This window comes from Microbispora corallina, assembly GCF_016863035.1.
Taxonomy (GTDB): Bacteria; Actinomycetota; Actinomycetes; order Streptosporangiales; family Streptosporangiaceae; genus Microbispora; species Microbispora corallina.
The window spans coordinates 103,290-129,272 of sequence record NZ_BOOC01000034.1 but is presented as its reverse complement, the minus strand read 5'-3'; the positions used below and the strand labels follow the sequence as shown (position 1 = coordinate 129,272).

Annotated in this window: 26 protein-coding genes; 14 read left to right on the top strand and 12 right to left on the bottom strand. The window is 74.1% G+C overall.

Features of this window, described 5'->3' with window-relative positions; translation table 11 throughout:
• The first annotated feature begins 110 nt into the window (after positions 1 to 110).
• Together Mco01_RS30005 and Mco01_RS39920 are read left to right on the top strand one after the other, a co-directional pair.
• Complete coding sequence (locus Mco01_RS30005; protein ID WP_204060223.1) at positions 111 to 650, top strand: GNAT family N-acetyltransferase; 540 nt, start codon at positions 111 to 113, stop codon at positions 648 to 650.
• A gap of 46 nt (positions 651 to 696) precedes the next feature.
• Complete coding sequence (locus tag Mco01_RS39920; protein ID WP_204060222.1) at positions 697 to 1,473, top strand: GNAT family N-acetyltransferase; 777 nt, start codon at positions 697 to 699, stop codon at positions 1,471 to 1,473.
• A gap of 33 nt (positions 1,474 to 1,506) precedes the next feature.
• Here Mco01_RS39920 and Mco01_RS29995 read toward each other — a convergent pair whose 3' ends face one another.
• Positions 1,507 to 1,938, bottom strand: coding sequence for a VOC family protein (locus Mco01_RS29995; protein WP_239104004.1), 432 nt, complete (start codon positions 1,936 to 1,938; stop codon positions 1,507 to 1,509).
• Positions 1,939 to 1,987: 49 nt separating this feature from the next.
• Here Mco01_RS29995 and Mco01_RS29990 point away from each other — a divergent pair, with 49 nt between their 5' ends.
• A complete protein-coding gene (locus Mco01_RS29990) occupies positions 1,988 to 2,623 on the top strand; it encodes a TetR/AcrR family transcriptional regulator (protein ID WP_204060220.1) in 636 nt (211 codons plus the stop codon).
• On the opposite strand, the gene Mco01_RS29985 is transcribed toward Mco01_RS29990, so the two are convergent.
• Positions 2,620 to 3,576: a tyrosine-type recombinase/integrase gene (locus Mco01_RS29985; protein ID WP_204060219.1), complete on the bottom strand. Its 957-nt coding sequence runs from the start codon at positions 3,574 to 3,576 to the stop codon at positions 2,620 to 2,622. The genes Mco01_RS29990 and Mco01_RS29985 overlap by 4 nt on opposite strands.
• A gap of 100 nt (positions 3,577 to 3,676) precedes the next feature.
• Between Mco01_RS29985 and Mco01_RS39915 the strand changes: the two genes are divergently transcribed.
• Entirely contained in the window at positions 3,677 to 6,817 is a 3,141-nt protein-coding gene (locus tag Mco01_RS39915; RefSeq protein WP_204060218.1) for an ATP-binding protein, read from the top strand.
• A 27-nt stretch (positions 6,818 to 6,844) separates the two neighbouring features.
• On the opposite strand, the gene Mco01_RS29975 is transcribed toward Mco01_RS39915, so the two are convergent.
• The gene (locus tag Mco01_RS29975; protein ID WP_204060217.1) at positions 6,845 to 7,711 is read right to left on the bottom strand and encodes an oxidoreductase; all 867 of its coding nucleotides are present in this window, start codon (positions 7,709 to 7,711) and stop codon (positions 6,845 to 6,847) included.
• Positions 7,712 to 7,882: 171 nt separating this feature from the next.
• On the opposite strand from Mco01_RS29975, the gene Mco01_RS29970 reads away from it, so the two are divergent.
• Entirely contained in the window at positions 7,883 to 8,767 is an 885-nt protein-coding gene (locus tag Mco01_RS29970) for a helix-turn-helix domain-containing protein (RefSeq protein ID WP_204060216.1), read from the top strand.
• A gap of 12 nt (positions 8,768 to 8,779) precedes the next feature.
• Here Mco01_RS29970 and Mco01_RS29965 read toward each other — a convergent pair whose 3' ends face one another.
• The gene (locus tag Mco01_RS29965) at positions 8,780 to 9,946 is read right to left on the bottom strand and encodes an erythromycin esterase family protein (protein ID WP_204060215.1); all 1,167 of its coding nucleotides are present in this window, start codon (positions 9,944 to 9,946) and stop codon (positions 8,780 to 8,782) included.
• Positions 9,947 to 10,036: 90 nt separating this feature from the next.
• Here Mco01_RS29965 and Mco01_RS29960 point away from each other — a divergent pair, with 90 nt between their 5' ends.
• Positions 10,037 to 10,720, top strand: coding sequence for a TioE family transcriptional regulator (locus Mco01_RS29960; protein WP_204060214.1), 684 nt, complete (start codon positions 10,037 to 10,039; stop codon positions 10,718 to 10,720).
• 29 nt (positions 10,721 to 10,749) lie between these two features.
• On the opposite strand, the gene Mco01_RS29955 is transcribed toward Mco01_RS29960, so the two are convergent.
• From Mco01_RS29955 to Mco01_RS29945, 3 genes are read right to left on the bottom strand one after another with little or no spacing between them, the layout of a single operon-like run.
• Positions 10,750 to 11,985, bottom strand: coding sequence for an RNA polymerase sigma factor (locus Mco01_RS29955; protein ID WP_204060213.1), 1,236 nt, complete (start codon positions 11,983 to 11,985; stop codon positions 10,750 to 10,752).
• Positions 11,982 to 12,305 carry a YciI family protein gene (locus tag Mco01_RS29950; RefSeq protein ID WP_204060212.1) on the bottom strand — a complete coding sequence of 108 codons (324 nt, stop codon included), beginning with the start codon at positions 12,303 to 12,305 and terminating at the stop codon, positions 11,982 to 11,984. The genes Mco01_RS29955 and Mco01_RS29950 overlap by 4 nt, the downstream gene beginning before the upstream one ends.
• Before the next feature lie 45 nt (positions 12,306 to 12,350).
• A complete protein-coding gene (locus Mco01_RS29945; protein ID WP_204060211.1) occupies positions 12,351 to 12,965 on the bottom strand; it encodes a dihydrofolate reductase family protein in 615 nt (204 codons plus the stop codon).
• Between the two features lie 200 nt (positions 12,966 to 13,165).
• On the opposite strand from Mco01_RS29945, the gene Mco01_RS29940 reads away from it, so the two are divergent.
• On the top strand, positions 13,166 to 14,026 hold the full coding sequence (locus Mco01_RS29940) for a class I SAM-dependent methyltransferase (RefSeq protein ID WP_204060210.1): 861 nt from the start codon (positions 13,166 to 13,168) through the stop codon (positions 14,024 to 14,026).
• 111 nt (positions 14,027 to 14,137) lie between these two features.
• Here Mco01_RS29940 and Mco01_RS29935 read toward each other — a convergent pair whose 3' ends face one another.
• Positions 14,138 to 14,716, bottom strand: a complete 579-nt coding sequence (locus tag Mco01_RS29935) for a helix-turn-helix domain-containing protein (protein WP_239104003.1) — start codon at positions 14,714 to 14,716, stop codon at positions 14,138 to 14,140.
• 61 nt (positions 14,717 to 14,777) lie between these two features.
• Between Mco01_RS29935 and Mco01_RS29930 the strand changes: the two genes are divergently transcribed.
• Positions 14,778 to 16,115, top strand: a complete 1,338-nt coding sequence (locus tag Mco01_RS29930; protein WP_239104002.1) for an erythromycin esterase family protein — start codon at positions 14,778 to 14,780, stop codon at positions 16,113 to 16,115.
• Between the two features lie 48 nt (positions 16,116 to 16,163).
• Here Mco01_RS29930 and Mco01_RS29925 read toward each other — a convergent pair whose 3' ends face one another.
• Positions 16,164 to 17,636 (bottom strand): FAD-dependent monooxygenase, encoded by a 1,473-nt coding sequence (locus Mco01_RS29925; protein ID WP_204060207.1) that lies wholly within the window; start codon positions 17,634 to 17,636, stop codon positions 16,164 to 16,166.
• A 108-nt stretch (positions 17,637 to 17,744) separates the two neighbouring features.
• On the opposite strand from Mco01_RS29925, the gene Mco01_RS29920 reads away from it, so the two are divergent.
• Positions 17,745 to 18,752, top strand: coding sequence for an NAD-dependent epimerase/dehydratase family protein (locus Mco01_RS29920; protein WP_204060206.1), 1,008 nt, complete (start codon positions 17,745 to 17,747; stop codon positions 18,750 to 18,752).
• A gap of 49 nt (positions 18,753 to 18,801) precedes the next feature.
• Here the strand turns inward: Mco01_RS29920 and Mco01_RS29915 are convergent, their stop codons facing one another.
• The gene (locus Mco01_RS29915; protein ID WP_239104001.1) at positions 18,802 to 19,638 is read right to left on the bottom strand and encodes a class I SAM-dependent methyltransferase; all 837 of its coding nucleotides are present in this window, start codon (positions 19,636 to 19,638) and stop codon (positions 18,802 to 18,804) included.
• A 72-nt stretch (positions 19,639 to 19,710) separates the two neighbouring features.
• On the opposite strand from Mco01_RS29915, the gene Mco01_RS29910 reads away from it, so the two are divergent.
• A complete protein-coding gene (locus tag Mco01_RS29910; protein WP_204060205.1) occupies positions 19,711 to 20,313 on the top strand; it encodes a TetR/AcrR family transcriptional regulator in 603 nt (200 codons plus the stop codon).
• 93 nt (positions 20,314 to 20,406) lie between these two features.
• Positions 20,407 to 21,000 (top strand): TetR/AcrR family transcriptional regulator, encoded by a 594-nt coding sequence (locus Mco01_RS29905; RefSeq protein WP_204060204.1) that lies wholly within the window; start codon positions 20,407 to 20,409, stop codon positions 20,998 to 21,000.
• A gap of 5 nt (positions 21,001 to 21,005) precedes the next feature.
• On the opposite strand, the gene Mco01_RS29900 is transcribed toward Mco01_RS29905, so the two are convergent.
• Entirely contained in the window at positions 21,006 to 22,409 is a 1,404-nt protein-coding gene (locus tag Mco01_RS29900; protein ID WP_204060203.1) for a sensor histidine kinase, read from the bottom strand.
• A 173-nt stretch (positions 22,410 to 22,582) separates the two neighbouring features.
• Complete coding sequence (locus Mco01_RS29895) at positions 22,583 to 23,071, bottom strand: winged helix-turn-helix transcriptional regulator (RefSeq protein WP_239104000.1); 489 nt, start codon at positions 23,069 to 23,071, stop codon at positions 22,583 to 22,585.
• Positions 23,072 to 23,156: 85 nt separating this feature from the next.
• Between Mco01_RS29895 and Mco01_RS29890 the strand changes: the two genes are divergently transcribed.
• From Mco01_RS29890 to Mco01_RS29880, 3 genes are all read left to right on the top strand, one after another.
• Positions 23,157 to 23,981, top strand: a complete 825-nt coding sequence (locus Mco01_RS29890) for an MBL fold metallo-hydrolase (protein ID WP_204060201.1) — start codon at positions 23,157 to 23,159, stop codon at positions 23,979 to 23,981.
• Positions 23,982 to 24,100: 119 nt separating this feature from the next.
• On the top strand, positions 24,101 to 24,547 hold the full coding sequence (locus Mco01_RS29885; protein WP_204060200.1) for a MarR family winged helix-turn-helix transcriptional regulator: 447 nt from the start codon (positions 24,101 to 24,103) through the stop codon (positions 24,545 to 24,547).
• A complete protein-coding gene (locus Mco01_RS29880; RefSeq protein ID WP_204060199.1) occupies positions 24,540 to 25,955 on the top strand; it encodes an MFS transporter in 1,416 nt (471 codons plus the stop codon). The genes Mco01_RS29885 and Mco01_RS29880 overlap by 8 nt, the downstream gene beginning before the upstream one ends.
• Positions 25,956 to 25,983: the final 28 nt, after the last annotated feature.

Here is a 25,983-nt window from a genome sequence, read left to right as displayed (position 1 = left end):
GAACGACCGACCGGCCCGAGCGTCCCCCGCGACACGTGGGGGCGCTCGGGCCGGCGTCATCCTGCACACGGCCGGAGGACGACCCCGCCGGCACGGGGTACGGTGCGCCAATGGGCACGACGACGATCGCCACCGGACGGCTCCTGCTGCGGCGCTGGCGCGCCGCCGATCGGAAGCCGTTCGCCGCGCTCAACGCCGATCCGGCGGTGATGGAACACTTCCCGGCCCCGCTCAGCCGCGAGCAGAGCGACGCCCTCGCCGACCGCGTCGAGGAGGGGTTCGAGGAGCACGGGTTCGGCCTGTGGGCTGTGGAGGCCGGCGGAGAGTTCATCGGGTTCACCGGCCTTTCGGTGCCCCGGTTCACCGCGCACTTCACGCCGTGCGTGGAGATCGGCTGGCGGCTCGCCCGATCCGCCTGGGGGCACGGCTACGCCACCGAGGCGGCCCGTGCCGCGCTGGCGGACGGGTTCGGCCGCGCCGGCCTGACGGAGGTCGTCTCGTTCACAGCCGTGTCCAACCTGCGGTCCCAGGCCGTGATGCGCAGGCTCGGCATGACCCACGACCCGGCGGAGGACTTCGACCACCCCGCCCTTTTCGACGACAGTCCGCTGCGGCGGCACGTGCTCTACCGCCTCCACGCCCCCCGCTGACCGAAAAGCGGTTGCCGGGCCGTACGGCGACTGGTGGAGTGGGCGGGTGGATCGCGAAGCGGTGCTGGCTCTGTACGACCGGTCGATGAGGCGTGACGCACCGCCCGACGACCCCGGGGCGCGGGTCGAACGGGTCGGGGACGTCGTCCGCCAGGTCGCGGGGGAGCACGGCTGGAACGGCGTCCTGTGGTCCCGGCTCGACCGGGCCGGCGCCGACGCGGCCATCGCCGAGCAGGTGCGCTACTACGCGTCCCTCGGCCGCGGCTTCGAATGGAAGCTCTACGCCCACGACCGGCCCGACGACCTCGCCGCGCGGCTGCGGGCGGCGGGCTTCGTCGCCGAGCCGGAGGAGACCCTCATGGTCGCCCCCATCGGCGCCGTGTCCACCGAGGCCGAGCCGCCCGTAGGCGTCGAGGTGTGGCCGGTCGCCGACGAGGCGGGCGCGGATCTCGTGGGCCGCGTGCACGAGGAGGTCTTCGGCACCGACGGCGACCGGATCAGGCGGCGGCTGCTCGACCAGCTCGCCGGACTGCCCGGCACCGTCGCGGCCGTCGTGGCCGTGGCCGGAGGGGAGCCCGTGGCGGCGGCGCGCCTGGAGATGCACCCGGGCACCCCGTTCGCCGGTTTGTGGGGCGGCGGGACCGTCCCGGCCTGGCGCGGCCGGGGCCTGTACCGGGCCCTCGTGGCGGTTCGCGCCCGCATCGCCGCCGACCGTGGATACCGCTACCTCCAGGTGGACGCCACCGGCCAGAGCCGCCCGATCCTGCGGCGGCTCGGGTTCGTCCCGCTCACGACCACCACCCCGTACGTCCACAACGGCTGAACCCGGGCCGGCCGCCGGCGTTCCCGGCGACGTTCATGCGGGCCCGGCGGCGCTCTCGCCGGGGTCGTCGAGGCCGGTCGTGGTGTAGAAGCGGACCTCGTGGCCGTCGGGGTCGTGCAGGAGAGGCAGGATCCAGCCGATGTGGGCGGCGTGGACGCCCGCGTGGGCCTCGCCGAACGCGGTCAGGTGCTCGGCCAGGGCGTCGATGCCGGCCTTGTCGGGCACGCCGATCGAGAAGTAGTCGAACCCGGCCGCCGCTTTGGCCTTCTCGGGATCCAGGCGCAACCCGAGCATCGGGCCGCCGTCGGGATGGGTGAGGGCGTACCCCATGAGGACGCCCTGCTCGACGAACTCGAGGGCGACCTGGTAGCCGAGCCGGGACCGGTACCACTCAAGGGAACGGTCCAGGTCGGTGACGGGGAGCTTGAGATGGTGCACCCCGTCGAGGCGTGGGATGTCGGACACGGTCCCCTCCTTGCAGTCAGACTGCATCAATGCAGTTATACTGCATCTCATGTCGGACCCCGTCAAGCGCGACCTGCGCGCCGCCCGCGTCGCCGAGACCGAGGACAAGATCCTGCGCGCCGCCACCGAGCTGTTCCTCCAGCACGGCTACGCCGCCACCACGCTGACCGCCGTCGCCGAGCACGCGGGCGTCGCGGCCCGCACCCTGTACGTCCGCTTCGGCACCAAGGCCGCCCTGCTCAAACGTGCCGTGGACGTCGCCTTCGCCGGGGACGCCGCACCCGTCGAGGTGGCCGCGCGCCCCTGGTTCGTCGCCGCGCGCACCGCGCCCACCGCCGCCGAGCGGATCACCGCCCTGGCCGCGGGCACCCGTCGGATGATGGAACGCTCGGGCGACATCCTCGCCGTCGCTCTGCAGGCGGCCGTCGTCGAACCCGACCTGGCCGCCGCCGCCCAGGCGGGCCGCGAGGCCACCCGCGAGGCCGTCGCCGAGTTCTGGACGCGGATGGACGCCGACGGGCTCCTTCCCGGGGGCCTCGACCTGGAGTGGCTGACCGACACCACCGCGGTGCTCATCCACGCGGAGACGTACCTGCTGGCCAGAGGCATGATCGGCTGGACCGCGGACGGCTACGAGCGATGGGTGACCACGACCGTCACCCGTCTGATCACGTCGGGCGCCTAGCGGCCCGGGACGCCGGGCAGGCGGAGCCGGTCGACGGCCTCCCGGCGGCGCCGCTCCGGACGCCGGTCGTAGCGGGCGGTGGTGGCGGGGGAGGCGTGGCCGACGAGGGCCTGGGCGGTCGCCAGGTCCACGCCGGCGTCGAGGAGCTCGCCGATGAACGTCCGCCGGAAGTCGTGCGGCGTCCGCGGCGAGGCGCCCGCGGCGGCCAGGCGCCGGGAGACGATGTCGGCCACGGCCTGCCCGGTCATGTGCGACAGCCGGAGCCGGCCCGCCTTGTTGATGGGGCAGAACAGCGGCCCGTCGGCCCGCCCGCGCACCGACAGCCACAGCTCCAGCCTGTCGGCGGCCTCCGGGGTGAGGTAGACGAGGCGTTCCTTGTCGCCCTTGCCGCGCACGCGCAACGAGCGTGCCGCCGGGTCGAAGTCGGCGAACGTGAGCCCGGCCACCTCGGCGCGCCGGCAGCCGGTGGAGTAGAGGGCGGCCAGCAGCGCGCCGTCGCGCCGCCCGGCGGGGGAGTGGTCGTCGTCGCACCCGCCCAGCGCGGCCGCCAGGGCGTCGGCCTCCACGTGCCGCCCGGCGGGGACGCGGGTGTGGGCGTAGGCCGGCAGGTCGGCGGCCCGCTGGTAGTCCTCACCTGTCATCAGGCCGAGCCGCCAGGCCTCCTTGAGCACGCGACGCAGCGCCACGAGGTGCTTGTTCACGTGGGAGGGGGACCAGCCCTGTTCCCGCATGAGCGTGCGCAGCCGGACCGTGTGCTCGTACCGCAGCAGCTCCCACGGCTGGCCGGCCCCGGTGGCGTCGGGGTCGCCGGTGATGAGGCGGGCGACGCGGTCGAGGCAGCCGCGCATGGTCCGGCGCGACTCGGGGGAGGGCAGGCCGTCCAGGTACACCTGGTACGGGTCGCGAGGAGGCTGCTCGGCGGGGCGCCGCTCGGGGACCGCGGGCGTGTTCATCACCCGTGATCCTACGATGAATCTACTTTGTAAAGGCGCCGGGTTGTAGCGAAAACCGACCATCCACCCCTTCACCCCATTAACGAGAATGGGCGAGGCCATGCGAATCGGGATCCTGGGGACGCTGTCGGTGTCCGGCGCGGAGATCGGCGGCGCCCGCGTGCGCGCCCTGCTGGTACGGCTGGCTCTCGACCCGGGACGGGTGGTCACGTACGAGCGCCTGGCGGAGGACCTGTGGCCGGACGACACGCCCGAGCATCCGCCGGCCGCGCTCCAGTCGCTGGTGTCGCGGCTCCGGCGGCAGGCGCCGGGGCTGGTGAGGTCCCATCCGTCGGGATACCTGCTGGACGTGCCGCGGGAGGCCGTGGACGCCTGGGAGTTCGAGCGGCTCACCCGTGCCGGGCGGGCGACGTCGGCCGATCCGGTGGAGGCGGGGTCGCTGCTGCGGCGGGCGCTGTCCCTGTGGCGGGGGCCGGCGCTGGCCGACGTGGCCGGCCTGCCGTTCGCGACGGCGCCCGCGGCCCGGCTGGACGAGCTGCGGGCCGTCGCCCTGGAGGGCAGGATCGCGGCCGACCTCGCCGTACGGCCGGGCAGGCGTGCGGGAGTTCCGGCGCCGGAGGAGCTGATCGCCGAGATCGAGGAGGCGGTGGCCGCCCATCCGCTGCGGGAGCCGCTCCACGCGCTGCGGGTGCGGGCGCTGCTCGCGGGCGGGCGGCGGGCGGACGCCCTCGCGGCGTTCGAGCGGATCAGGCGGCGGCTGGCCGACGAGCTGGGCGTGGATCCGGGGCCGGAGCTGCGGGAGGCCCATCTGGCGGCGCTGCGGGAGGACGGGGCGGGCCCGCCCGTACGGGAGGGGAACCTGCCGGCCGCGGTGACGAGCTTCGTGGGCAGGCGGGCCGACGTCCTGCGGGTGCGCGAGCTGCTGGGGAGGGCGCGGCTGGTGACGCTCACCGGTCCGGGCGGCGCGGGGAAGACGCGTCTGGCGGTCGAGGCGGCGCGGGGGCTCGCGGGGGAGGTGTGGCTGGTGGAGCTGGCGCCGGTCACCGATCCGGCGGGGGTGGCCGCGGCCGTGCGGGCGATGTTGCCGCTGCCCGCGCCGGGGGTCGGGGACGGGCGGCGGGACGCGCTGGAGGCGCTCGTCGCGGATCTCCGGGGGTTCGGCGGCGTGGTGGTGCTGGACAACTGCGAGCACGTCGTGGCGGAGGCGGCGCGGGTGGCGGGGCGGCTGCTGGCGGGTGTGCCGGGGCTGCGGATCCTGGCGACGGGCCGTGAGGCGCTGGACATCCCGGGCGAGCACCTGCATCCGGTGCTCCCGCTGGAGCTTCCGGCGGTCGGGGCGACGGTGGAGGAGGCGCGGGCGTGCGGGGCGGTGGCGCTGTTCGCCGACCGGGCGGCGGCGGTGCGGCCGGGGTTCGCGGTGGACGACGCGGGCGTGGCCGACGTGGTGCGGGTGTGCCGGGAGTTGGACGGGATGCCGCTGGCGATCGAGCTCGCGGCGGCGCGGCTGCGGTCGATGCCGCTGCCGCGGCTGGTGGAGGGGCTGGGCGGGCGGCTGGCGTTCCGCGGGGGCCGTACGGCGGAGCCGCGGCACCGGACGCTGCGCGCGGTGATCGGCTGGAGCTGGGATCTGCTCGACCCGGAGGAGCAGGCTCTGCTGCGGCGGCTGTCGGTGTTCGCGGGCGGTGTGACGGCCGAGTCGGTCGGCCGGGTGTGCGGCGGCGGGGCGCGGGTGCCGGCCCTGCTGGCCTCGCTGGCGGACAAGTCGCTGGTCGTGGTGGTGGAGCGGGCGGCGGAGATCCGGTACCGGTTGCTGGAGACGGTCCGGTCGTACGCGGCCGAGCGTCTGGTGGAGTCGGGCGAGGCGGACGAGACGCGGGCGCGGCACGCGCGGCATTTCCTGGAGGTGGCGGAGGCGGTCGAGCCGCTGCTTCGGGGCCGGGAGCAGTCGCGGGTGCTGGCGGTGCTGGACGCGGAGCGGGGCGATCTGGACGCGGCGCTGGAACTGGCGCTGGCGTCGGGCGACGGGCGGGCGGCGCTGCGGATGATGATGGCCCGGTTCTGGTCGTGGATGATGCGGGGGCGCAGGAGGGAGGCGGCCGAGCGGGCCCGGGCGGTGCTCGGGGTGGTGGGGGGCGTCGCGCCGGAGGGCCTGGAGGTGGCCCACGCGCTGTGCGCGCTGGTGGCGCCCGGTGATCCGTACCTGGTGAACGGGACACCGGGGGCCGAGCGGGCGTTGCGGGTGGTGGAGGAGTCGGGCCACCCGGCGGCGCTGTGGTCGTGGATGGGGGCGACCGCGTACGCGGGTGGGGCCGGGGAGATCAGGCGGCGGGCGGCTGCGGCGGTGGAGCGGTTCGAGGGGCATCCGGACGCATGGAAGCGGGCGACGGCGCTGCTGGTGGGCGGGATCGTGGAGTTCGAGTACGGCCGGCCGGGCGAGGGGGCGGCGGAGGCGCGGCTGCGGGAGGCGCTCGGCGTGTTCGGCGGTCTGGGGGATCGGTGGGGGCTGGCCCTGGCGCATTACTGGTTGTCGTTCGTGGTGGAGAACCGGGGGGACGCGGCGGGGGCGCTGGCGCTGCAGGAGGAGGCGGCGGCGCTGGCCGAGGTGATCGGGGGTGGGGAGGGTCTGCCCGGGCCGGTCATGTTGCGGGTGCGGCTGGGGCGGCTGCGGGCGTGCGCGGGGGACGTCGAGGGGGCGGCGGCGGAGTTGCGGCGGGTGGGCGAGGTCGCGGAGCGGTTGGCGGATCCGGTGGCGGTGGGCCGGGTGCGGCATGCGCTGGGGGAGGTGGCGCGGCGGCGGGGGCGGCCGGAGGAGGCGGAGCCGTTGCTGGCCGAGGCGCTGGGGCTGCTGGAGGGCCGGGCGGGGGCGCCGCCGCAGTTGGCGGCGCTGGTGCGGATGGAGATGGGCCGGGTCCGGGCCGCGCGGGGGGACGCGGCGGGGGCGCGGGAGTGGATGCGCAGGGCGGTGGAGTTGTCGGGGCCGTCGGGAGACGCGACGGTGCGCGCGGCGGTGCTGGAGGCGGCGGCCGTCGTGTTCGCCGAGGACCCGGCGCGGGCGGCGGCGCTGGCAGGGGCGGCGCAGGCGTTGCGCGGGCTCGCGGATACGGCGGGGACCGCGGATCCGGAGGTGCTGGCGGTGGTGGCGAAGGCGGCCGCGGGGCTGGGCGAGGCCGGCTGCCGGGAGGCGCTGGCCCGGGGTGCCGGGCTGGCGCATCCGGAGGACCTGCTGGCCGGGCAGGCCTGATCAGGCGGCGCACACACCGGTCGCGGGCTATCCGCCGATGGCGTCGAGTTCGGCGAGCGCGTCAGCCGGGAGGGTGAGGCCGGCGGCGGCGACGTTCTCGCGGAGGTGGGCGACCGACGAGGTCCCCGGGATCAGGACGATGGTGGGGGAGCGGCGCAGCAGCCAGGCGAGGGCGACCTGCTGGGGGGTGGCGCCGAGCCGGGACGCCACGCCCGCGAGCGTCTCCGACTGGAGCGGGGTGTATCCGCCCAGGGGGAAGAAGGCGGCGTAGGCGATGCCGTCGGCGGCGCACCGGTCGACGAGGGCGTCGTCGTGGCGGTTGGCGATGTTGTAGAGGTTCTGGACGGTGACGACCGGCGCGATCGTCTGCGCCTCCGTGAGCTGGGCCTCCGTGACGCCGCTGAGGCCGAGGTGGCGGATCAGTCCCTGCTGCCTGAGCTCGGCGAGGGCGGTGAACTGTTCGGCGATGGAGGTCTCGTCGGTGCCCTCAGCGGTGCCGGCGCGGAGGTTGACCACGTCGAGGACGTCCAGGCCGAGGTGGTCGAGGTTCTCGTGGACCTGCGCCTTGAGGTCCGCCGGTTCGCGGGAGAACAGCCAGCTGCCGTCGTCGCCGCGCCGCGCGCCGACCTTGGTGACGATGCGCAGGCCGGCCGGGTAGGGGTGGAGAGCCTCCCGGATCAGCTCGTTGACCACGGCTGGGCCGTAGAAGTCGCTCGTGTCGATGTGCGTCACCCCGAGTTCGACCGCCGTCCGCAGCACGGCGATCGCCTCGTCTTTGTCCTTCGGCGGGCCGAACACCCCGGGACCCGCCAGCTGCATCGCGCCGTAGCCCATGCGGGTGATGGTCAGGTCGTCGGCGAGCGTGAGGGTTCCGCCGGGAACGCTGGTGGTCATGGTGTGCCTTTCGTCGGCGAGATGCGGTCGAGATGGTCGTGATGCGGTGATGCCCGGGTGGCCGGGACGTGTTCACTGTGCGGCGTCCTCCGTTCCTGTGGGAGTGCCCCGTCGTTCCTGGGAGTGCCAGGGCACAGGCACCCGCGGGAGAACGGAACTACGGTGGAGGGCATGGACGGCACGAACGCGCTGGGTGAGTTCCTGCGGGCCCGGCGGCAGCTGGTCCGGCCGGAGGACGCGGGGATCGCCGGGGGAGGGCTGCGGCGGGTCCCGGGGTTGCGCCGGGAGGAGGTCGCGATGCTCGCCGGCATCAGCTCGGACTACTATCTGCGGCTGGAGCAGGGCCGCGACCGCAACCCGTCCGTGCAGGTCCTCGACGCGCTCGCGCGGGTGCTGCTGCTGGACGCGGACGCGACGGCGTACCTGATCGAGCTGGCCCGGTCGTCCCAGCCGGGCCGGGGACGGGCGCCCTCGCGGAGGCGGGCGTTCCCGGCGCCGGAGCGGGTGCCGCCGAGCGTCGTCCAGCTGATGGAGGGGTGGACGGCCAACCCGTCGTACGTCCAGGACAGGTTTTCCAACATCCTCGCGGTCAACGCGCTGGCGACGGCGTTGTCGCCCAACTACGCCGTGGGGGTGAACATCCTTCGGGCCGTGTTCCTGGATCCGGCGGAACGGGAGCTGCGGCGCGACTGGGAGGAGACGGTGGCCGAGGGGGTCGCCACCCTGCGGGCGAATGTGGGGCCGGACGTCGACGATCCGCGGCTGGTGGATCTGGTGGGCGAGCTGTCGGTGCGCAGCGCCCTGTTCCGGCAGCTGTGGGCCCGCCACGACGTGCAGCCGAAGAAGGGCCGGGTGAGCCGGCTGACCCACCCGCAGGTCGGTGACGTCGATCTGCAGTCGAACAAGTTCACGATCGGCGGGACCGACGGGCTCGTCCTGGTCGTCAGCCACGCCGAGCCCGGCAGCCGCAGCGCCGAGCTCCTGGCGATCCTCGGGAGCCTCGCAGCGGACCGGGACCCGCGGCGGCACCCGGTCCAGGACCAGGAGCGTCCCTGACGCACCCGCCTGTCACCCCAGCTTGAGAGCCTGGTTGAGGAAGACGACGCCGTCGATCATGTCGAGCTGGGACGGGTCCAGGGGGAAATAGGCGAAATCGCGGGAGATGCGCGGGGCGGGTTCCGGGATCGCCTCGGCCAGGCGGCGGGGATCGACGACAGAGCGGTCCCAGGGGAGCGTGGACAGGATGCCTTCGAGGGTCTCCGGGGGCGGGGTGTCGTCGCCGACGGTGCCGAGGGCCGAGGCCAGGAAGGCGTACCGGTCGCCCAGGTGCGTCGCGGTGATCGCGCCGGCGCTCCACCACTCCAGCCGCTGGTCGCCGAACGGCATCACGCTCTTGTTCCGCTGCAGGTGGAGGTTGCTCGCGAAGACCAGGGCCGGGCCGTGCTCGGCGACGGCACGCAGGTTGGCGGCCATCATCGCGTCCCGCAGGGCCGACAGCCGGGCCCACCGCGCCGTGGACGCGTCGGCCATCCAGTAGTGGTAGCGGAGCAGGCCGGTGGCGGTGCGCCCGTACAGCGCCGCCCGTTCCCGATCTTCGGGGCTCAGCTGCGGCGCCTGCGTCTCGAGCAGCGCCACCAGGTCGTCGGCGATCAGCCGCAGTCGCTGGGCGTCGGCGGATCGGCCGATCGACTGGGACGGATCCATGGCCGTGGCCTCGTTCGCCCACCGGTCGTCTGGGCCGAGCAGCGTGTCCAGCGTCTCCGTGGTCACCACCGTACGGGGCAGCGGGCTCTGGAGGAGGGCGTGGAGGGCGGTGAGCGCCTGGCGCGGGCTCGCCGCCCAGTACTCCAGCGGGCCGTCGAACCCGAAGAACCGGATCTTGTCCTCGTGTTCCTCGTTGTACGCCCGCATCCAGCGTACGAGCTCCCGGTTGGCAGGTGACGCGCCGAAGCCGTGGCTGAAGCCGCGTGTCATGACGTCGTCGAGCGTGCCCGCGCCCGTCGTGATGTGGTCGTCCACGAGGAGGCCCATCAGGCAGTCGCTCTCGATGGCGAACGCCCGGTAGCCCTCATGCTCGACCAGATGGCGGAAGACCTCGTTGCGCAGCTCGCCCAGCTCCCCCACGAAGTGCCTGGCCTCGCCCAGGCCGAGCAGCAGGGGCTCAGCGGGAAGCGACCGCAGGAAGGCCGAGACGCCCACGCCGTCGAGCGGCCGGGCGGTGTCCGTGATGTCCATGCCTTCAACGCTATCGTTGAACCTTCGGTGTAAACTTTTGCCGGAAAATCCCACCTCCGTCGCGATGGACCTTCAACCGGTGACGCACCCATGAGGCCGGTGGACCTGGCGCGTGAGCACGGCCTGTCCACCCAGGCGATCAGGAACTACGAGGACGCCGGCGTCCTGCCCGCCGCCGGACGCACCGTCCACGGCTATCGCTCCTATACGCCGCTGCACGCGCACGCGCTGCGCGCGTTCCTCGCCCTCGTGCCCGGGCACGGTCACCAGACGGCGACGGCGATCATGCGGGCGGTCAACCGGGGCGCCGACGAGGACGCGCTGCGGCTCATCGACGAGAGCCACGGCCGGCTCCTCGACGACCGCCGCACCCTCCAGGCCGTCGAGGCCGCGCTCCGCGATCTGGCGCCCGTGCCGCAGGAGCGCGGCGACACGTTCATCGGTCCCCTGGCTGGAAGGCTCGGCCTCCGCCCCGCCACCCTGCGCAAATGGGAGAGCGCCGGACTGGTCCGGCCGCGCCGCGACCCGCGGACGGGCTACCGGGTCTACAGCGCGGCCGACGTACGGGACGTCCGGCTGGCCCACCAGCTCAGGCGGGGCGGCTACCTGCTGGAGCAGATCGCCCCGCTGATCGCGCAGGTCCGCTCCGCCGGCGGCGTCGCCCCACTGGAGTCGGCCCTGCGCGACTGGCAGGCCCGCCTGTCCGCGCGGGGCCGCGCCATGCTCGGGGGCGCCGCCGCCTTGGACGCCTACCTCCGTGCCCGCGACCCCTGAGACCGGGCTGCGCTCGTCAACCGCGGGCGCTACCGCAGTTGGTCGCGGCGGCGGGTGAGGTAGGTGGTCTCGCCGGTGTTGCCGGCCAGCTCGATGGCCCGGTCGTAGGCCGCGCGTGACTGCTGACTTCGGCCCAGCCGGCGCAGCAGGTCGGCGCGGGCGGCGTGGTAGGCGTGATAGCCGTCCAGCGCCTCGGCGAGGCGGTCGACGATGGCCAGTGCCACCTCCGGCCCGTCGAGCTCGGCCACGGCGACGGCCCGGTTGAGGGCGACGATCGGCGAGGGGTCGAGGCGGACGAGCTGGTCGTAGAGGGCGAGGACCTGCGACCAGTCGGTGTCGCGGATGTCGCGGGCGGAGGTGTGCACCGCGTTGATCGCGGCGAGGATCTGGTAGCGGCCCGGAGCCACCCCGGCGGCGGCAGCGGCGAGGCGCTCGCGCACCAGCCGGTGACCTTCGGCGATCAGGTTCGCGTCCCAGGCGCCGCGGTCCTGCTCGGCCAGGGGGACCAGTTCGCCGCCGGCCGAGACCCGCGCGGGGCGGCGCGCCTCGATCAGCAGCATCAGCGCCAGCAGCCCGGCCGCTTCTCCGTCCTGCGGCAGGAGCGCGCGGATCAGGCGGGTGAGCCGGATCGCCTCGGTGGTCAGGTCGTGCCGTACCGGATCGGTGCCGGGGCCGCTGGCCAGGTAGCCCTCGTTGAAGACGAGGAACAGGACGGTCAGGACGGCGGAGACGCGAGCCGGCAGATCGCCGGCGGACGGCATCCGGTAGGGGATGCGAGCCGCCTTGATCTTGGCCTTCGCCCGGGTGATGCGCTGCTCCATGGTGGTCTCCCGCACCAGGAAGGCGCGGGCGATCTCGGGCACGGTCAGACCGCCGACCATGCGCAGCGTCAACGCCACGCGCGCCTCCACCGCCAGCGCCGGGTGACAGCAGGTGAAGATCAGCCGGAGCCGGTCGTCGTCGATGGCGCCGAGCGGCTCAGGTGGGGTGGTGTTGTGCAGCACCTGAGCCTCCTTGTGCTTGTCGTCGCGTTTGTTCTCGCGCCGGATCCGGTCGATGGCCTTGCGGTTGGCGGTGGTGGTCAGCCACGCGCCCGGGTTGGGGGGCGGTCCGTCGGCCCGCCACCGCTCCACGGCGGTCGCGAACGCCTCGGCAGCCGCCTCCTCGGCGATGTCGAGGTCACCGAAACGCCTGGTCAGGGCGGCCACCACCCGTGCCCACTCGTCGTGGTGGGCCCGAGTGATCGCCTCCTCCACGTCGCTCACAGGAACGGCCGCACCTCGATCTTCCGATCGCAGACCTTCGACGCCTCGGTGGCGAGCGTGAGCGCCACATCCAGATCGGGGGCCTCCCACACCCAGACGCCGGCGAGGTACTCCTTCGACTCCACGAAGGGTCCGTCGCTGAACACCGCCTGTTCGCCCCGGTTGTCGACGACCGTGGCCGCGTCGGTGTCGGCGAGCCCGCCCGCGAAGACCCAGTAGCCCTCGGCGATCAGTCGTTCGTTGAACGCGTCGATGGCGGGCTGCCTGTCCGTGCTGCCGGGATTGCTCTTGTCGTCGATCACGGAAACCAGGTATCGCATCTTCAGATCATCTCCTGTGGTGTCGGGACACGGTGGTCGGGGACGTCAGGCCGTCGCGTACCGCGGGCGCCCTGCCGGCCGGTGGACCTGGATCGTCACGCCCTTCGTGTCGACCCGCGACTCGACCAGGTCGAGCGCGAGATCCGGACCGGTCTCCGGGAACAGTCTCGCGCCCTGGCCGAGGATCACCGGGATCACGATCAGAGTCATCTCGTCGACCAGATCGTTCTCCAGCAGCCACCGGGTCAGGACGCCACTGCCGTGCACCTGCAGCTCACCCCCGGGCTTGGCCTTCAGCTCACTGACGGCCGCTGCGAGGTCACCTTCAAGGTCACCGCGGAGAACGGTCGTGTTCTGCCAATGCGGCTCGGTGAGCGTGGTCGAGGCGACGTACTTGGGGGCCTCGTTCACGGCCACGCCGATGGGATGTGTGTCGACTGCTCCCCAGGAGCCGGCGAACAGCTCGTAGGTACGCCGGCCGAACAGGAAGGCGCCGGCGCGCTGGTAGGTCTGCGTGATGAACGCCCTGGTCTCGTCGTCACCCGCTCCCAGGGCCCATCCGCCGCGCTCGAATCCGTTCCTGCGGTCCTCGTCCGACGCGGCGCCGTTTCCCTGCATCACTCCATCGAGGGTGATCTGGGTCATGGTCGTCAGCTTCATGATCGTGGTTCCTTGGCCTTGGCGCCGCCCCTTGTGGGCGTCCTCACCTCTGCCACGAACACCACCGCCCCGATCCGACACCCCCGCCCGGAATTCTTCGATGAATTCTCCAGGACGCCGGTCGTCAGCGATCCGACCTGCCCCCGGAGCGCTGTTTCCCACCGCGCCGGTGTGACGCCGCCGCAGCCTAGGCTGAACGCATGACTGACGCGGCGGGACGGGTCGAGCCGTCCGGGGTGTGGGCCACAGCCGTGGGCGTGGCCCGGGTGAGGGCGATGGAGACGGCACGCGAGCAGCCGCTGTTCCGGGACCCGCTGGCGCTGGCCTTCGCCACGGCCGGCGGGAGAGGCCCCGGGACGCCCTCGCCCCCGCGCGCGGACGAGGCGGCGCGGCGCCGCTGGCTCGGTGTGGCCTTGTCGATCGTCATCCGGACGAAGTTCCTGGACGACCTGCTGGACCGGGCGGTCGCGTCCGGCGTCCGGCAGGTCGTGCTGCTCGGAGCCGGGATGGACAGCAGGGCCTTCCGGATGGACTGGCCTGCGGGGACCCGGCTGTTCGAGGTCGACACGGCCGAACCGCTGGACTTCAAGGCCTCGGTTCTGCATCAGGAGCGTGCCGTTCCGCGCTGCGAGCGGATCACCGTCCCGGTCGACCTGCGCGAGGACTGGCCCGGCGCCCTGGCCACGGCCGGGCACGATCCGGCGCAGCCGACGGTGTGGATCGCCGAGGGACTGCTGATCTATCTGCCTGAGGACGCGGTGCAGTCGCTGCTCGAACGGGTCGGCGCGCTGTCCGCCGCAGGCAGCAGGATGGGCCTGACACTGGGCTCGCGCGGTGTGGTCGAACGCTTCCGCGGGGACGCCACTCCGGGATCGGCAGCGTCGATGTGGGTCTCGGAGATGCCGGAGGACCCGGTCGGCTGGCTGGGCGGCCTCGGTTGGGAGGCGGAGACCTTCACCGTGCGTGAGCGCGCCGAGGCCTACGGACGTCCAGTGCTCACCCCGTCGGAGCAGGACGAGGGCACCGGCGGGCTGGTTTCGGCGGTGCGCGCCGCGCATTGAGCACGACGAAGGCCGGCCCCCGCGTGTGGCGGGGGCCGGCCTTCGCCTGTCCGTCCCTGTGGTCCGCCAGGCCGGGTCGCCGGCCACACCTGGGGCGAGGAATGCCGCGCGTCACCCCGCGCCGGGGGCGGGCTCGGCTCCGTCCGGGGCGGGGCCGCCGGACGGGTCCTCGGACGGGAAGAAGATCAGGCTCATGAGACGGGGGGTCCGGCCGGCTCGGGGGGCGTTGCCCGCCCGGGCGGCGACGAGGGCCTGGATCTCGCCGATCATCTCGGCGATCTCGTCCTCGTCGAGCCAGAAGACGGCTTGCCGGTAGCCGACGGAGTCGGCGTAGGGGTCCGCGCCGGGCCGGTCGAGGTAGGCGTTGAACTCGGCGATCAGGGCGGCCATGGCGGCGGCGAATCCCCGGCGGTGGTCGTCGAGGGACATCGTGGCGCCCGCGCGGGCGTCGATGGCCGACCTGTCGCGGTGGAGCCGGTAGTGCCGTTCCACGGCGCCGCGCACCCGCTGCTCGTCGACGATCTCCAGGACTCCGCCCTCGACCAGCAGCCCGACGTGGCGGTACAGGGTGGTCTTGGGGATGTCCGGGAGGCGTTCGCACAGTTCGGAGGTGGTGCGGGTACGGCCGCCTGACATGGCGTGCACGATGCGCAGGCGCACCGGGTGCAGGAGCAGGTCGAGGGTGTCCACGCCCCTATGATTCCAAACCTGGTACTGTTCCCAAAAACGGGAATAATCGGGAGGGCCTGAGATGATCGCGGACGTCTCGACGGGGATGGGCCGGCTGAGCGGGGAGGCGGTGCGGCCGCTGCGCACGCTGGACCCGGCCGCGCCCATGGACGACCTGGAGTGGCTGGACGAGGCGGTCGGCGACGCGCGGGTGGTCGCGATCGGCGAGAGCGCGCACTACAACGGCGAGTTCTACCGGCTCCGCCACCGCCTGCTGCGCCATCTGGTCGAACGGCACGGGTTCGGCGCCTACGTCATGGAGACGGGGTTCGTGGAGGGATGGCGGGCCGACGCCTGGGTGCGGGGCGGCGAGGACGATCTCGGCGCGGTCCTGGCCAGCGGCATGACCTCGCTGATGGGACTGTGGGCGCCGATGCGCGCCCACCTGGAGTGGATGCGGGAGCGGAACGGCGCCGCCGCCCGCCCGGTCGGCTTCTACGGGCTCGACCTCCCCGGCTCGATGGTGTCCCTGCTGCCCGGTCTGGACGCCGTGGCCGCCTACCTCGGCCAGGCCGACCCGGAGTTCCGGATCGGCCCGGAGATCCTCGAGACCGCCTCCGCCTTCCCGGCGCCGTCGGCGTTCTCCGCCCCCCAGGCGCTGGCCGCGTACGCGGGGCTCGCCCAGGAGGCGAGGGACGCGCTGACGGCGGGCCTCGCCGACCTCGCCGCGCGCATGCGGGGACGGCGCCTGGAGTACCTGCGCCGGACCACGGCCGACGCCTACGAACGGGCGTTGCGCTCGCTGGAGGTCACGGTCGCCGCCGACTCCCTGGTCCGCCAGATGCTGCGCGGCGACCGGCAGGGGGGCATGCTCACGCGCGACGACGCGATGGCGGACACCGTCGAGTGGATCCTGCGCAGGGAGGAGCGGATCGTCCTCGCCGCCCACAACGGCCACGTCCAGCGCGGGCCGGCGGCCCTGCCCGGCATGCCCCCGGTGACGCCGCTGGGCATGCACCTGGGCGACCGCCTCGGCGAGGACTACCTGGTCGTCGGCACCACCTCGGGGACCGGCCACATCCTCAACAACGGTGCCGACTTCTACACCGGCACGCTGTTCGCCGAACTGGGGCCGCCCCGGCCCGGCAGCCTCGACGCGCTCATGGACGCCGCCCACGACGGCCCCTTCGCGACCGACCTGCGGCGGCTGTCGCCGTCCGACGCGGAGGCCGTCCGGGCCGCGGGCGAGCAGCGCGCGGGCGTCGGGGACTTCTACGCCGAGCTGAGCCCGCTGGACGCCTACGACGTCGTGGTCCACCTGCCCCGCGTCACGGCCGCCGCCCCCGACCCCGGCGCGCTCGCCTGCTCGCCGCAGGAGGTGCGGGACACGTTCGCCCGGTGGACGCCGCCCGGACCCTGACCCGCCCACTGATGCTCGCCCGGTGCGCGGCCGGTGCGCGGCCGGTGCTCAGCGGGGGCCGAGGACCCGGGACAGGTACGGCTCCAGCCCTCCGGGTGCCCCGTGGTAGCCCACGTAGCCGTCCGGCCGCACCAGCACGGCCGTCCCCGCGCCGAAGTGCTCGTGCAGCCGCTCCTCGACGTCCACCAGGTCGCCCGTACGGCCAGGAAGCGCGACCGTGAACGCCCGTACGGCGGAGCCGTGTAAGGCGGCCGCGCCCGCCTGATCGGGGGCGGCGTCGCCGAACGTCAGCAGCGTGAAGTGGGGCCCGCGCAGCACGTCGAAGAGGCGGACCCGGCCGAGGACGGCGTCGGGGACCCGCTCGCCGCCGCGCGGGCCCTCGCACAGGAACCCGCCGGGGTAGGCGAGGAGCAGCTGGCGGGTCTCCTCGTCGCGCACGTGCGCGTCGGGGTCGCCCTTCGTGCCCTTCTCGTGCAGGGCGGTGCTGAGGCCGAGGACCGAGGCGGCGACCGGGAGGCGCTCCTCCTCGTAGGTGGCGAGCAGGCGGCCGGGGGCGCCGGCGAGGACGGCGGCCAGCTTCCAGCCGAGGTTGTAGGCGTCCTGCACCCCGGTGTTGAGGCCCTGACCGCCGGCGGGGGAGTGCACGTGGGCGGCGTCGCCGGCCAGGAACACCCGTCCGGCGCGGAACCGCTCGGCCATCCGGATGTTCACCCGGTAGACGGACGTCCAGCCCGCCCCGGTGAGGCGGACGCCGGCCCCGGCCCGGTCCAGGACGGCCTGGAACGTCTCAAGCGTCGGCTCGGGAAGATCCTCCTCGCCGTCCGCAGTGGCGGGAACGGGGGCGGTGAGCTGGAAGTCGCCCGTTCCGGGCAGCGGGCAGAGGGCGACGTCCAGGCTGCGGGTGGCCGGGTCGCCCCACATGTGCCAGTGGTCGCGGTCGAGGTCGCCGGTCGTGACGTCGCCGAGCAGCATCCGCTCCGCCGGGCGGGTCTCGCCGTGGAAGCCGACGCCGGCCGCCTTGCGGACCGTGCTGCGGCCCCCGTCGGCGCCGACCAGGTACGCGGCGCGGATCCGCTCCCCGTCCTCCAGGACGGCGGTGACGCCGTCCTCGTCCTGGTCGAGCCCGGTCAGCCGGGCGCCGTGCCGTACCCGGTGCCCGAGACCGGCCAGGCGCTCGCGCAGCACGCGCTCGGTGCGCCACTGCGGCTGCATGATCACCATGGGGTACGGCACGGCGGCGGTGGGGAGGCGGGGCTCGTGCATGCGCCCCTCCCACACGACCTGTCCGCGGTGGTAGGTCCGCAGCGGCGGGTACACGGCGCCGGTGGCGAGGAGCGCGCCGGTCACGCCGAGGTCGTCGAAGACCTCCAGTGTGCGCGGCTGGAGGCCCTTGCCCCGGGAGCCGGGGCGTTCGGCGACGGCGTCGACGAGCAGCAGGTCGACGCCGCGCCGGGCGAGGTCGACGGCGAGGGTGAGGCCGGTCGGGCCGGCTCCCACGATGAGAACGGTGGTCTGCGTCATGGAGCCACCGTGGCCGCCGCCGCTGCCGTTTCGCTGTCATCCCCCTGCCGGGACGAAGCCGCCCCGGGCGCGTCGCCGGCGTTCCCGGGCACCCGGGACAATCGGACGATGCGCATTCTTGTACTGGGCGGGACGTCGTTCGTCGGCCGCTGGGTGGTGACCCGTGCCGTGGAGCGGGGATGGCGGGTCACGACCTTCAACCGGGGGCTGCGCGGCTGGGCGCACCCGCAGGCCGAACGGGTGACGGGGGACCGGCTCAGCGCGGACGACCTGGCGCGGCTCGCCGAGGGCCGCTGGGACGCGGTCGTCGACACCTGGGCGGGCGCGCCGCGGGTGGTGCGCGACAGCGCGCGGGCGCTGAGCGGACGGGCGGAGCGGTACCTGTACGTGTCGAGCCGCGCGCTGTACGAACCGCCGCTCCCGCCGGGCCTCGACGAGACCCACCCCACGGTCGCGTCGTCCCCCGACGCCGGCACCGCCGGGTACGCCCACGACAAGCGGGGCGGGGAACTGGCCGTCGAGGAGTCCTTCGGCGACCGGGCCGTGCTGGCGCGTGCCGGGCTCATCCTCGGGCCGTACGAGGACAGGGGCCGCCTGCCGTACTGGCTGCGGCGGGCGCAGCAGGGCGGCGAGATGCTCGCGCCGGGGCCGCGCGACCTGCCCCTGCGGTACGTCGACGCCCGGGACCTGGCCACGTGGCTGCTCGACGCGGCCGGAGGAGGGGTCTCGGGGCCGGTCAACCTGGTCAACCCGGAGGGGCACGCCACCACCGGGACCCTGCTGGAGGCCGCCGTCGCGGTGACCGGAGGCGTGGCCAGGCTCGTCTGGGCCGACTGGCCGGTGATCGAGGCCGCGGGCGTGGACCGGTGGATCGCCCTGCCCGGGTGGGTCCCGCCCGAGCCCGATCTGGCCGGTCTCGTCCACACGGACACCGCGCGGGCCGAGGCGACCGGGCTGCGCTGCCGCCCCGTCGAGGAGACGGTCGCGGACACCTGGCGGTGGCTTACTGAGGCGGGCGGTCCGCCGCCGCTGCCGCCCGGCGAGCCGCCCCTCGGCATCGACCCGGACAGGGAACGGGCCGTCATCGCCGCCTGGCGCGACGCCGCGACCGCCTGACCTGTCCGCCCACCCGGTGCCCGGCGTCGTCGTGCGTACCGGGGGTGGGTCAGGCCGCGCCGGCGCGCGTCGCCGTCGCCGCCAGGGTGACGTACGGCATGGTGAAGCCGCCCCCGATCTCGTCGATGGCGGCCCCGACGGCCTCCAGCACCTCGGCGAGCGCGTCCGGGGGCAGCCGGGTGAGGACGCCGGTGGTGGGCAGATGGTCCAGCCATTCGTCGCGGGTGTAGGACTGCTCCCAGTCGAACCGCCACTGCTCCGGTTCGCCGAAGCCGCCCGCCCGCCGGATCCCGTCGGCGGCGGTGGCGAACATCGTCTGGTAGATCTCCAGGGCGGTCCTGGCCGGCCCGGAGCTGACCGGCGAGCCGGGCGCCACCCGCCGGATCACCGCGGTGAAGGCGTCCGTCACCTCGGGCGGGGCGTCGAACGCGTGCCCGAACACGGCCAGCCGGCCGCCGGGCCGCAGGACCCGCGCCGCCTTCGCCGCGCCCGCGACCGGGTCCACCCAGTGCCAGGCCTGGCCGGCGACGACCGCGTCGAACAGCCGGCCCGCCGGGTCCCACGCCTCGAACGTCGCCACCTCGGCCTCGACGCCGGTGTGCCGGGCGAACTCCGTCATCCGGGCGTCCGGGTCGACCCCGAGCACGCGGCAGCCGGCCGCCTGGAACTGCCGGGCGGCGATGCCGGTGCCGCAGCCGACGTCGAGCACGTCGCGGCCGGGGCTGCCGGCCACGATCCGCTCCACCAGGGCCTCCGGGTAGCGGGGCCGGGCCCGGTCGTACCGCGCCGGATCCACGCCGAACGACTCCGCCATCTCCCGGACCTGGTGCGGCTCACGGGGCGCCTGTCCGGAGGGAAGGGGGTGCTCCTCGGGTATAGTGGGCATGCGCCCACCCTAGTGGGCATGTGCCCACTCGGTCAACGGGGGGCCGGCCACGAGGCATGGGAGGGACGACGGGTGCCGACCGGGGTGCACATCCGCGACGCGCGCCGGCACCTGTTCGACGCCGCCGAGCGCGTCCTGCTGCGGGACGGGCCGAGCGCGCTGACCAGCCGGGCCGTCACCGACGAGGCGGGGGTCGCCAAGGGCGTCCTGCACCGGCACTTCGCCGACTTCGACGCCTTCCTCGCCGAGCTCGTGCGCGATCGCATCGCCCGGGTCGAGCGCCTGGCCGCCGCTCTGCGCGCGTCCGCGGGGACCGGCACCGTGGCGGGCAATCTCACCGGCGCGCTGATCGACCTGTTCGACGGGGTCGCGGTGGCGATCGTCGGCCTCGTCGTCTTCCGGGACGAGCTGCGCGTCCGGCTGCGTGCGGGCCGGCCGGCTGCGGGCGTCCCGGTCCTGGCGGAGGCCGGCGCGATGATCGCCGCCTACCTCTCCGAGGAGCGTGAGCTGGGCCGGATCGCGGCCGACGCCGACGTCGACTCCCTCGCGCTCTCGCTCATCGGGGCCGGGCACCTGCTGTTCGCCGGCGGGGAGGGCGCGCCGCCCGGCCCTGAGGCCGTCGACAGGGTCGTCGGCGCCGTCGTCGCCGACGTCGTGCAGAGACGGCTCCTCTGAAACGCGCTCCGACCTGGTTCGACCTGGCCCGCCTGCGCCGCGTCACGCCGGCCGCGGCAGAATGGACCGGCAGGTCCAGAAGGGGGAGGGGTCGTGGGGGCGGTGACGGCGAAGGGGGCCGCGACCCGGCAGCGGATCGTGGAGGGCGCGGCGGCGGCGATCCGCGACATCGGCGTGATGGACACCACGCTCGACGACGTACGGGCGCGGACGGCCACCAGCAAGAGCCAGCTGTTCCACTACTTCCCCGGCGGCAAGGAGGAGCTGCTCCTGGCCGTGGCCCGGTTCGAGGCCGACCGGGTGCTCTCCGACCAGCAGCCCTACCTCGGCGACCTCACGTCCTGGGCGTCCTGGCAGGCCTGGCGCGACCAGGTGGTGGACCGCTACCGCCGGCAGGGGCGGCAGTGCCCGCTCAACGTGGTGATGTCCCAGGTGGGCCACAGCACGCCGGGCGCCCAGGCGGTGGTGACCGAGCTGATGCGCCGCTGGGAGTCGGAGATCGCCGCCGGCGTCCGGCACATGCAGGCCGCCGGGGAGATCGGCCCGGCCGTCCAGCCGGAGGAGGCGGCGGCCGCGCTGCTGGCCGGGATCCAGGGCGGCGTCCTGCTCCACCTGTCCACCGGGCGGCTCACCCACCTGGAGGCGGCGCTGGACATGGGCATCCGGCACCTGCGCGGCAGCCCCTGAGCCGATCAACCGTCCGTGGCGCCCGGCCCGTCTCGCGGACGGTCCTCCAGGGGGAGCCGCAGGACGAACCGGGCGCCGTGCGGGGCGTCCTCGACCACGAGCGTCCCCCCGTGGGCCGTGGCGATGTCGCGGGAGATGGCCAGGCCGAGCCCGCTGCCCCCGGGCTCGCGGCGCCGGGCGTCGTCCAGGCGGACGAAGCGCTCGAAGACGCGTTCCCGGTCCTGGGGCGCGATGCCGTCGCCGTCGTCGGTCACCGTGACGACGGCCAGCCCGTCGCCCCGCTCGGCGGTCACGTCGATGCGGGAGGCCGCGTGGCGGCAGGCGTTGGCCAGGAGGTTCTGCAGGATCCGCGCGAGCTGGATCCGGTTGCCGCGCACCGTCATCCCGGGGCGGGCGCAGACGTGGATCGTCACCCTGTCGCAGTGGAGCGGCGCCTCCTCCCGGACGAGTGCGCTCAAATCGAGCGGCTCCTGCGCCGCCGGGTCGCCCGCGCGGAGCCGGGCCAGCACCAGCAGGTCGTCCACGATCGTCTCCAGCCGCCGGCTGACCGCCAGGGCGTCCCTGACGGTCACCTGGGCGTCCACCTCGCCGGGATAGAGCACGGCCTCCTCCAGGAGGGCACGCAGCCCGGCCAGCGGGCTCCGCAGCTCGTGGGAGGTGGTGGAGGCGAACCGGCGCTGGTGGTTCACCGCCTCCTCCAGCCGTTCGAGCGTCCGGTTCGCGGTGCGGGCGAGCAGCGTGTACTCGGTCCGGCCGGGCGGCTCGGGCACCCTCCGGCTGAGATCGCTCACCGTGATGTCGGCCATGGCCTCGCGGATCTCCGCCACGGGGCGCAGCGATCGGCCCGCCATCCACCAGTTCCCCCACGCCACCAGACCGGTGGTCAGCAGGATCCCGGCGGCGGTGAGGATCTGGAGGCGGTTCCCGGCCAGGATGGGCGGCTGAGCCATCCCCGCGTACACGACGTGGGGCTCGCCCCGCCACACCTGCTGCACGTAGAGCGGAGGGGGCAGCACGGCGCTGACCAGGACGCATCCGCCGTCGGGGAGGCACGTCACCCCGTCCTGGATCCGGTCGCCGTCCGGAGGCCACAACGTGCTCAGGCGCGGCATGCCCGCCGCCGCGTCGCTGGCGGCCACAATCCGTCCGCGGGTGTCGACGAGCTGGAGGAGGTCGACGGCGCCCCGGACGGCGGGAGTCGGCGGCGGGGCGCCGGGCCGGAAGGCGCCGATCCAGTCGGTCGCGGCCCGCTGCGCCTCCCGGAAGGCGTGGATCTGCAGCCGGTCCATCGCGAGGAAGTCGGCGGTGGCCCCGATCACGCCGAGGAACAGCAGGGTCAGCAGGGCGACGGTCATCGTGGTGCGGCCGCGAAGGGATCGGGGACGTGGCGAAAGGCGTCTGCTTCCCACAAGATCTCCCTTTCGCCCCCAAAAACCCCCTAATGACGGTATTCGGCGCGGGAATGGTGGGGCAAACGAGAGGCCCGGGAGCAGACCGGAACAAAGCCCGATCATTACCCGCCCCAGACCCCGCCGCCTCCCGAAGCCACGCTCCGTCGGCCTCTTGGGACATGGCCGACGGGCTACGAGGAGCCGTTGGCGGCGAGGTAGGCCGCGTTCAGGCGCTCGCGAACACTCGGTGATCGCGCCGGCAGTTCGGAGCCGAGGTGCTCGCGGCGAAGCTCGTCCATGAACTCCTGCCAGAGCGCGGGGCCGCCTTGTTCGAGCAGCACGGCGCGAGCGTTCAGCGCGCTGCTCGTGGGCCGGTGGCGAAGTCCCCAGCTGCCCAGCTGCGCGAACACCGGTACGAGTTGGATCGCGGGTTCGGTCAGGCTGTAGCGCGCCCGCTGGCCGGGCCGGGCGTCCTCGCGGGTGAGCAGTCCCGACCTGACGAGTCGCTTGAGGCGGTCGGCGAGGATGTTGGAGGCGATCCCCTCGATCGACTTGGCCTGCAGCTCCCGGAAGTAGCGGCGGTCTCCGAAGACGATGTCGCGAAGGACGATCAGGGTCCAGCGATCGCCGAACGCCTCGATGGCGGCGTTGATCGGGCACTCCGACCGTGGCTCATTCACTTCGCCCATACTGCTTGCAATCTACCACCGCCGGGCACTACCGTCTCGAACGAGCGGTTGCAAATCACAAGCGGAAGGGGCCGCCGTGCTGAGGCAGGTCGCGGAGGGCGTGCTGATCCACGAGAGCGAGTTCTGCCGGAGCAACGCCGTCGTCGTGCAGGGCCGCGCCGGTGTGCTGCTCGTCGACCCCGGGGTGCAGGGCCACGAGATGGCCTGCCTCGCGAACGACCTTCGCGAACCGAGCCGGCCCGTTGTGGCGGGTTTCTCGACGCATCCGCACTGGGATCACCTGCTCTGGCACCCCGGGCTCGGCGCGGCGCCTCGCTACGGCACGGCCCGCTGCGCGGCCACCGTCCGGGATCGGCTGTCGGACCCGGGTGCGAAGGCCCGCGTCGCCCAACTGATACCGCCGGACATCGTCGAGCAGGTGCCGCTGGACCTGCTCGGCCTCATCACCGGCGTGCCCGCCGGCACCGCGCGGATCCCCTGGGACGGCCCTCAGGTCCGGATCATCGAGCACCAGGCGCACGCCCCGGGCCACGCGGCGCTGCTGATCGAGGAGCACGGCGTTCTCGTCGCCGGCGACATGCTGTCCGATGTCCTGGTTCCGATGCTCGACCTGAACGCCGCGGACCCGATCGAGGACTACCTCGACGCGCTGCTGCTGCTCGAGGGCGCGGCGGACGGCGTCGACGTCCTCGTCCCCGGTCACGGGTCCGTCGGCGGAGCCGATCAGGTACGCGCACGCGTCGACCGGGATCGCGCGTACGTGCACGCCCTGCGTGACGCCCAGGTGTCCGGCGATCCGCGGATCGGCCCATCGGCCACCTATGACTGGGTGTCCGGCGTGCACGAACGGCAACTCCAGCACCTCGCCCGGCGAAGCGAGCGCGACGGTACGCACGGCTAGCTCGCGGCAGCACCGGCCCGGCTTCCCCGAGGGGCGGCGCCCTGGCGCGGACGAGTGACGCAGCTCATGCTGTACAGGTTGAACTGTACAGCTGAACCTGTGGACGTTACGGTGGGGGCATGAGCGAGAACCCGAGCCTGTCGCCTTCCGCGGTCCAGGCGTCGCGCGAGATCCGGACGGTCATCAGCCGCCTGCGGCGCCGCATCCTGAAAGCCTCCGAGGTCGAGGACATCACCTTGGGCCAGGCGTCCGTCCTGGCCCGTCTGTCCGGCAAGGAGGGCGTCACGGCGAGCGAGCTCGCCTCCGCCGAAGGCGTGCGGCACCAGTCGATGACGGCCACGGTCGCATCGCTCGCCGCGATGGGGCTGGTGGAGCGGACCCCCGACCCGGACGACGGGCGGCGCCTGCTGATCGCGCTGACCGCGGAGGGCCACCGCCGGGTGGAGGAGGGGCGGCAGGCCCGGAAGGAATGGCTCGCCGGCCAGTTGCAGGACAAGTGCACGGAGGAAGAACGGCAGACGGTGATCGCCGCCATGGCCGTCCTGGCGCGGCTGACCCATGACTGATTCGAAGGCGGCCACTCTACGAGCGACGGACACGCCGGGTTTCGACCGGCGGCTGCTGCCGCCGATGCTGCTGGGCTCGGTCCTCAACCCGATCAACTCAACGATCATCTCCGTCGCGCTCGTCCCCATTGGAACGGCCCTCGGCGCGCCGGTGTCGCAGACCGCGTGGCTGGTCTCCGCCCTCTACCTGGCCACCGCGCTCGGGCAGCCGGTCGTGGGCCGGCTCGTCGACATCTTCGGACCGCGCAGGCTCTTCCTCCTCAGCACCGGCCTCATCGGCGTCGCCGGAGTCGCCGGCGCCCTGGCGCCGAACCTGGGGGTGCTGATCGTCGCGCGCGTCCTGCTGGGTTTCGGCACCTGCGCCGGCTATCCCGCCGCGATGGCGCTGCTGCGCAGCGAGGCCAGGCGCACCGGACGGGACAGTCCCGCCGGGGTGCTGACCGCCCTGGCGGTCGCCAACCAGACCATCGCCGTGGTCGGCCCGCTGCTGGGCGGCCTGCTCATCGCGGCGGGCGGCTGGCGCGCCACCTTCGCGCTGAACGTGCCGCTGGCCCTCGCGGCCGTCCTGCTGGGGCTGCTGCGGCTGCCCAAGACGGCCGGAACGGGCGCGCCGCAGCCCGGGCGCCTGGCCGCCCGCCTCGACCTGCCCGGCATGGGCCTGTTCGCCGCGATGCTCATCGCGCTGCTGCTCTTCCTGATGAACCTGCACCTGCGCGACTGGTATCTGGCGGTGATCGCCGTCGCCGCGGGCACCGCGTTCGCGGCGCGGGAGTTGCGGGCCGCCACTCCCTTCATCGACCTGCGAGTGCTCGGGGGCAACACGCCGCTCCTGGCCACCTACGGGCGCGCGCTCGTCACCTACGTCGTCGCCTACGCCTTCCTCTACGGCTTCAGCCAGTGGACCGAGGAGGGGTACGGGCTGACGCCCTTCCACGCCGGGCTGGCGCAGATCCCCCTGTTCCTGATGGCGATCGGCGTCTCGGTCGTCTCCGGGCGGCGCCCGGGCGTGCGCGCCAAGCTGCTGGTCGGCGCGGCCGGGCAGATCGTCGCCTGCCTGGTGATGCTGACGCTCACCGGGACGAGTCCCCTGTGGCTGCTGATCCTCGTCGCCCTGCTCTTCGGCGTCCCCCAGGGGCTGAACAACCTGGCCCTGCAGAACTCCGTCTACGTCCAGGCCGACCCCGAGCGCACCGCCTCCTCGGCCGGGCTGCTGCGCACCTTCGCCTACCTCGGCTCGATGGTGGCGTCCTCCGCGACCGCCGCGTCCTTCGGGCGGCACGCCGACACCGGCGGCATGCACCGGCTCGCCTGGGTCATGCTCGGCTCCGGCGCGGTCTACCTCCTGCTGACCGTCTTCGACCGCACGCTCGGCCGCGTGGCGGCGACGGACGCCCCGGCGGCGAACTAGACCTCGTCGCTCGCGGCCCGGACCCGTG

Excerpts from the sequence above, each read along its gene's own strand:
- Mco01_RS29990 (WP_204060220.1), top strand. The coding sequence starts at position 1,988 with ATGTCGGACCCCGTCAAGCGCGACCTGCGCGCCGCCCGCGTCGCCGAG.
- Mco01_RS29985 (WP_204060219.1), bottom strand. The coding sequence starts at position 3,576 with ATGAACACGCCCGCGGTCCCCGAGCGGCGCCCCGCCGAGCAGCCTCCT.
- Mco01_RS29945 (WP_204060211.1), bottom strand. The coding sequence starts at position 12,965 with ATGAAGCTGACGACCATGACCCAGATCACCCTCGATGGAGTGATGCAG.
- Mco01_RS29965 (WP_204060215.1), bottom strand. The coding sequence starts at position 9,946 with ATGGACATCACGGACACCGCCCGGCCGCTCGACGGCGTGGGCGTCTCG.
- Mco01_RS29940 (WP_204060210.1), top strand. The coding sequence starts at position 13,166 with ATGACTGACGCGGCGGGACGGGTCGAGCCGTCCGGGGTGTGGGCCACA.
- Mco01_RS29950 (WP_204060212.1), bottom strand. The coding sequence starts at position 12,305 with ATGCGATACCTGGTTTCCGTGATCGACGACAAGAGCAATCCCGGCAGC.
- Mco01_RS29920 (WP_204060206.1), top strand. The coding sequence starts at position 17,745 with ATGCGCATTCTTGTACTGGGCGGGACGTCGTTCGTCGGCCGCTGGGTG.
- Mco01_RS29880 (WP_204060199.1), top strand. The coding sequence starts at position 24,540 with ATGACTGATTCGAAGGCGGCCACTCTACGAGCGACGGACACGCCGGGT.
- Mco01_RS29970 (WP_204060216.1), top strand. The coding sequence starts at position 7,883 with ATGGACGGCACGAACGCGCTGGGTGAGTTCCTGCGGGCCCGGCGGCAG.
- Mco01_RS39915 (WP_204060218.1), top strand. The coding sequence starts at position 3,677 with ATGCGAATCGGGATCCTGGGGACGCTGTCGGTGTCCGGCGCGGAGATC.
- Mco01_RS30005 (WP_204060223.1), top strand. The coding sequence starts at position 111 with ATGGGCACGACGACGATCGCCACCGGACGGCTCCTGCTGCGGCGCTGG.
- Mco01_RS29960 (WP_204060214.1), top strand. The coding sequence starts at position 10,037 with ATGAGGCCGGTGGACCTGGCGCGTGAGCACGGCCTGTCCACCCAGGCG.
- Mco01_RS29915 (WP_239104001.1), bottom strand. The coding sequence starts at position 19,638 with ATGCCCACTATACCCGAGGAGCACCCCCTTCCCTCCGGACAGGCGCCC.
- Mco01_RS29975 (WP_204060217.1), bottom strand. The coding sequence starts at position 7,711 with ATGACCACCAGCGTTCCCGGCGGAACCCTCACGCTCGCCGACGACCTG.
- Mco01_RS29885 (WP_204060200.1), top strand. The coding sequence starts at position 24,101 with ATGAGCGAGAACCCGAGCCTGTCGCCTTCCGCGGTCCAGGCGTCGCGC.
- Mco01_RS29925 (WP_204060207.1), bottom strand. The coding sequence starts at position 17,636 with ATGACGCAGACCACCGTTCTCATCGTGGGAGCCGGCCCGACCGGCCTC.
- Mco01_RS29930 (WP_239104002.1), top strand. The coding sequence starts at position 14,778 with ATGATCGCGGACGTCTCGACGGGGATGGGCCGGCTGAGCGGGGAGGCG.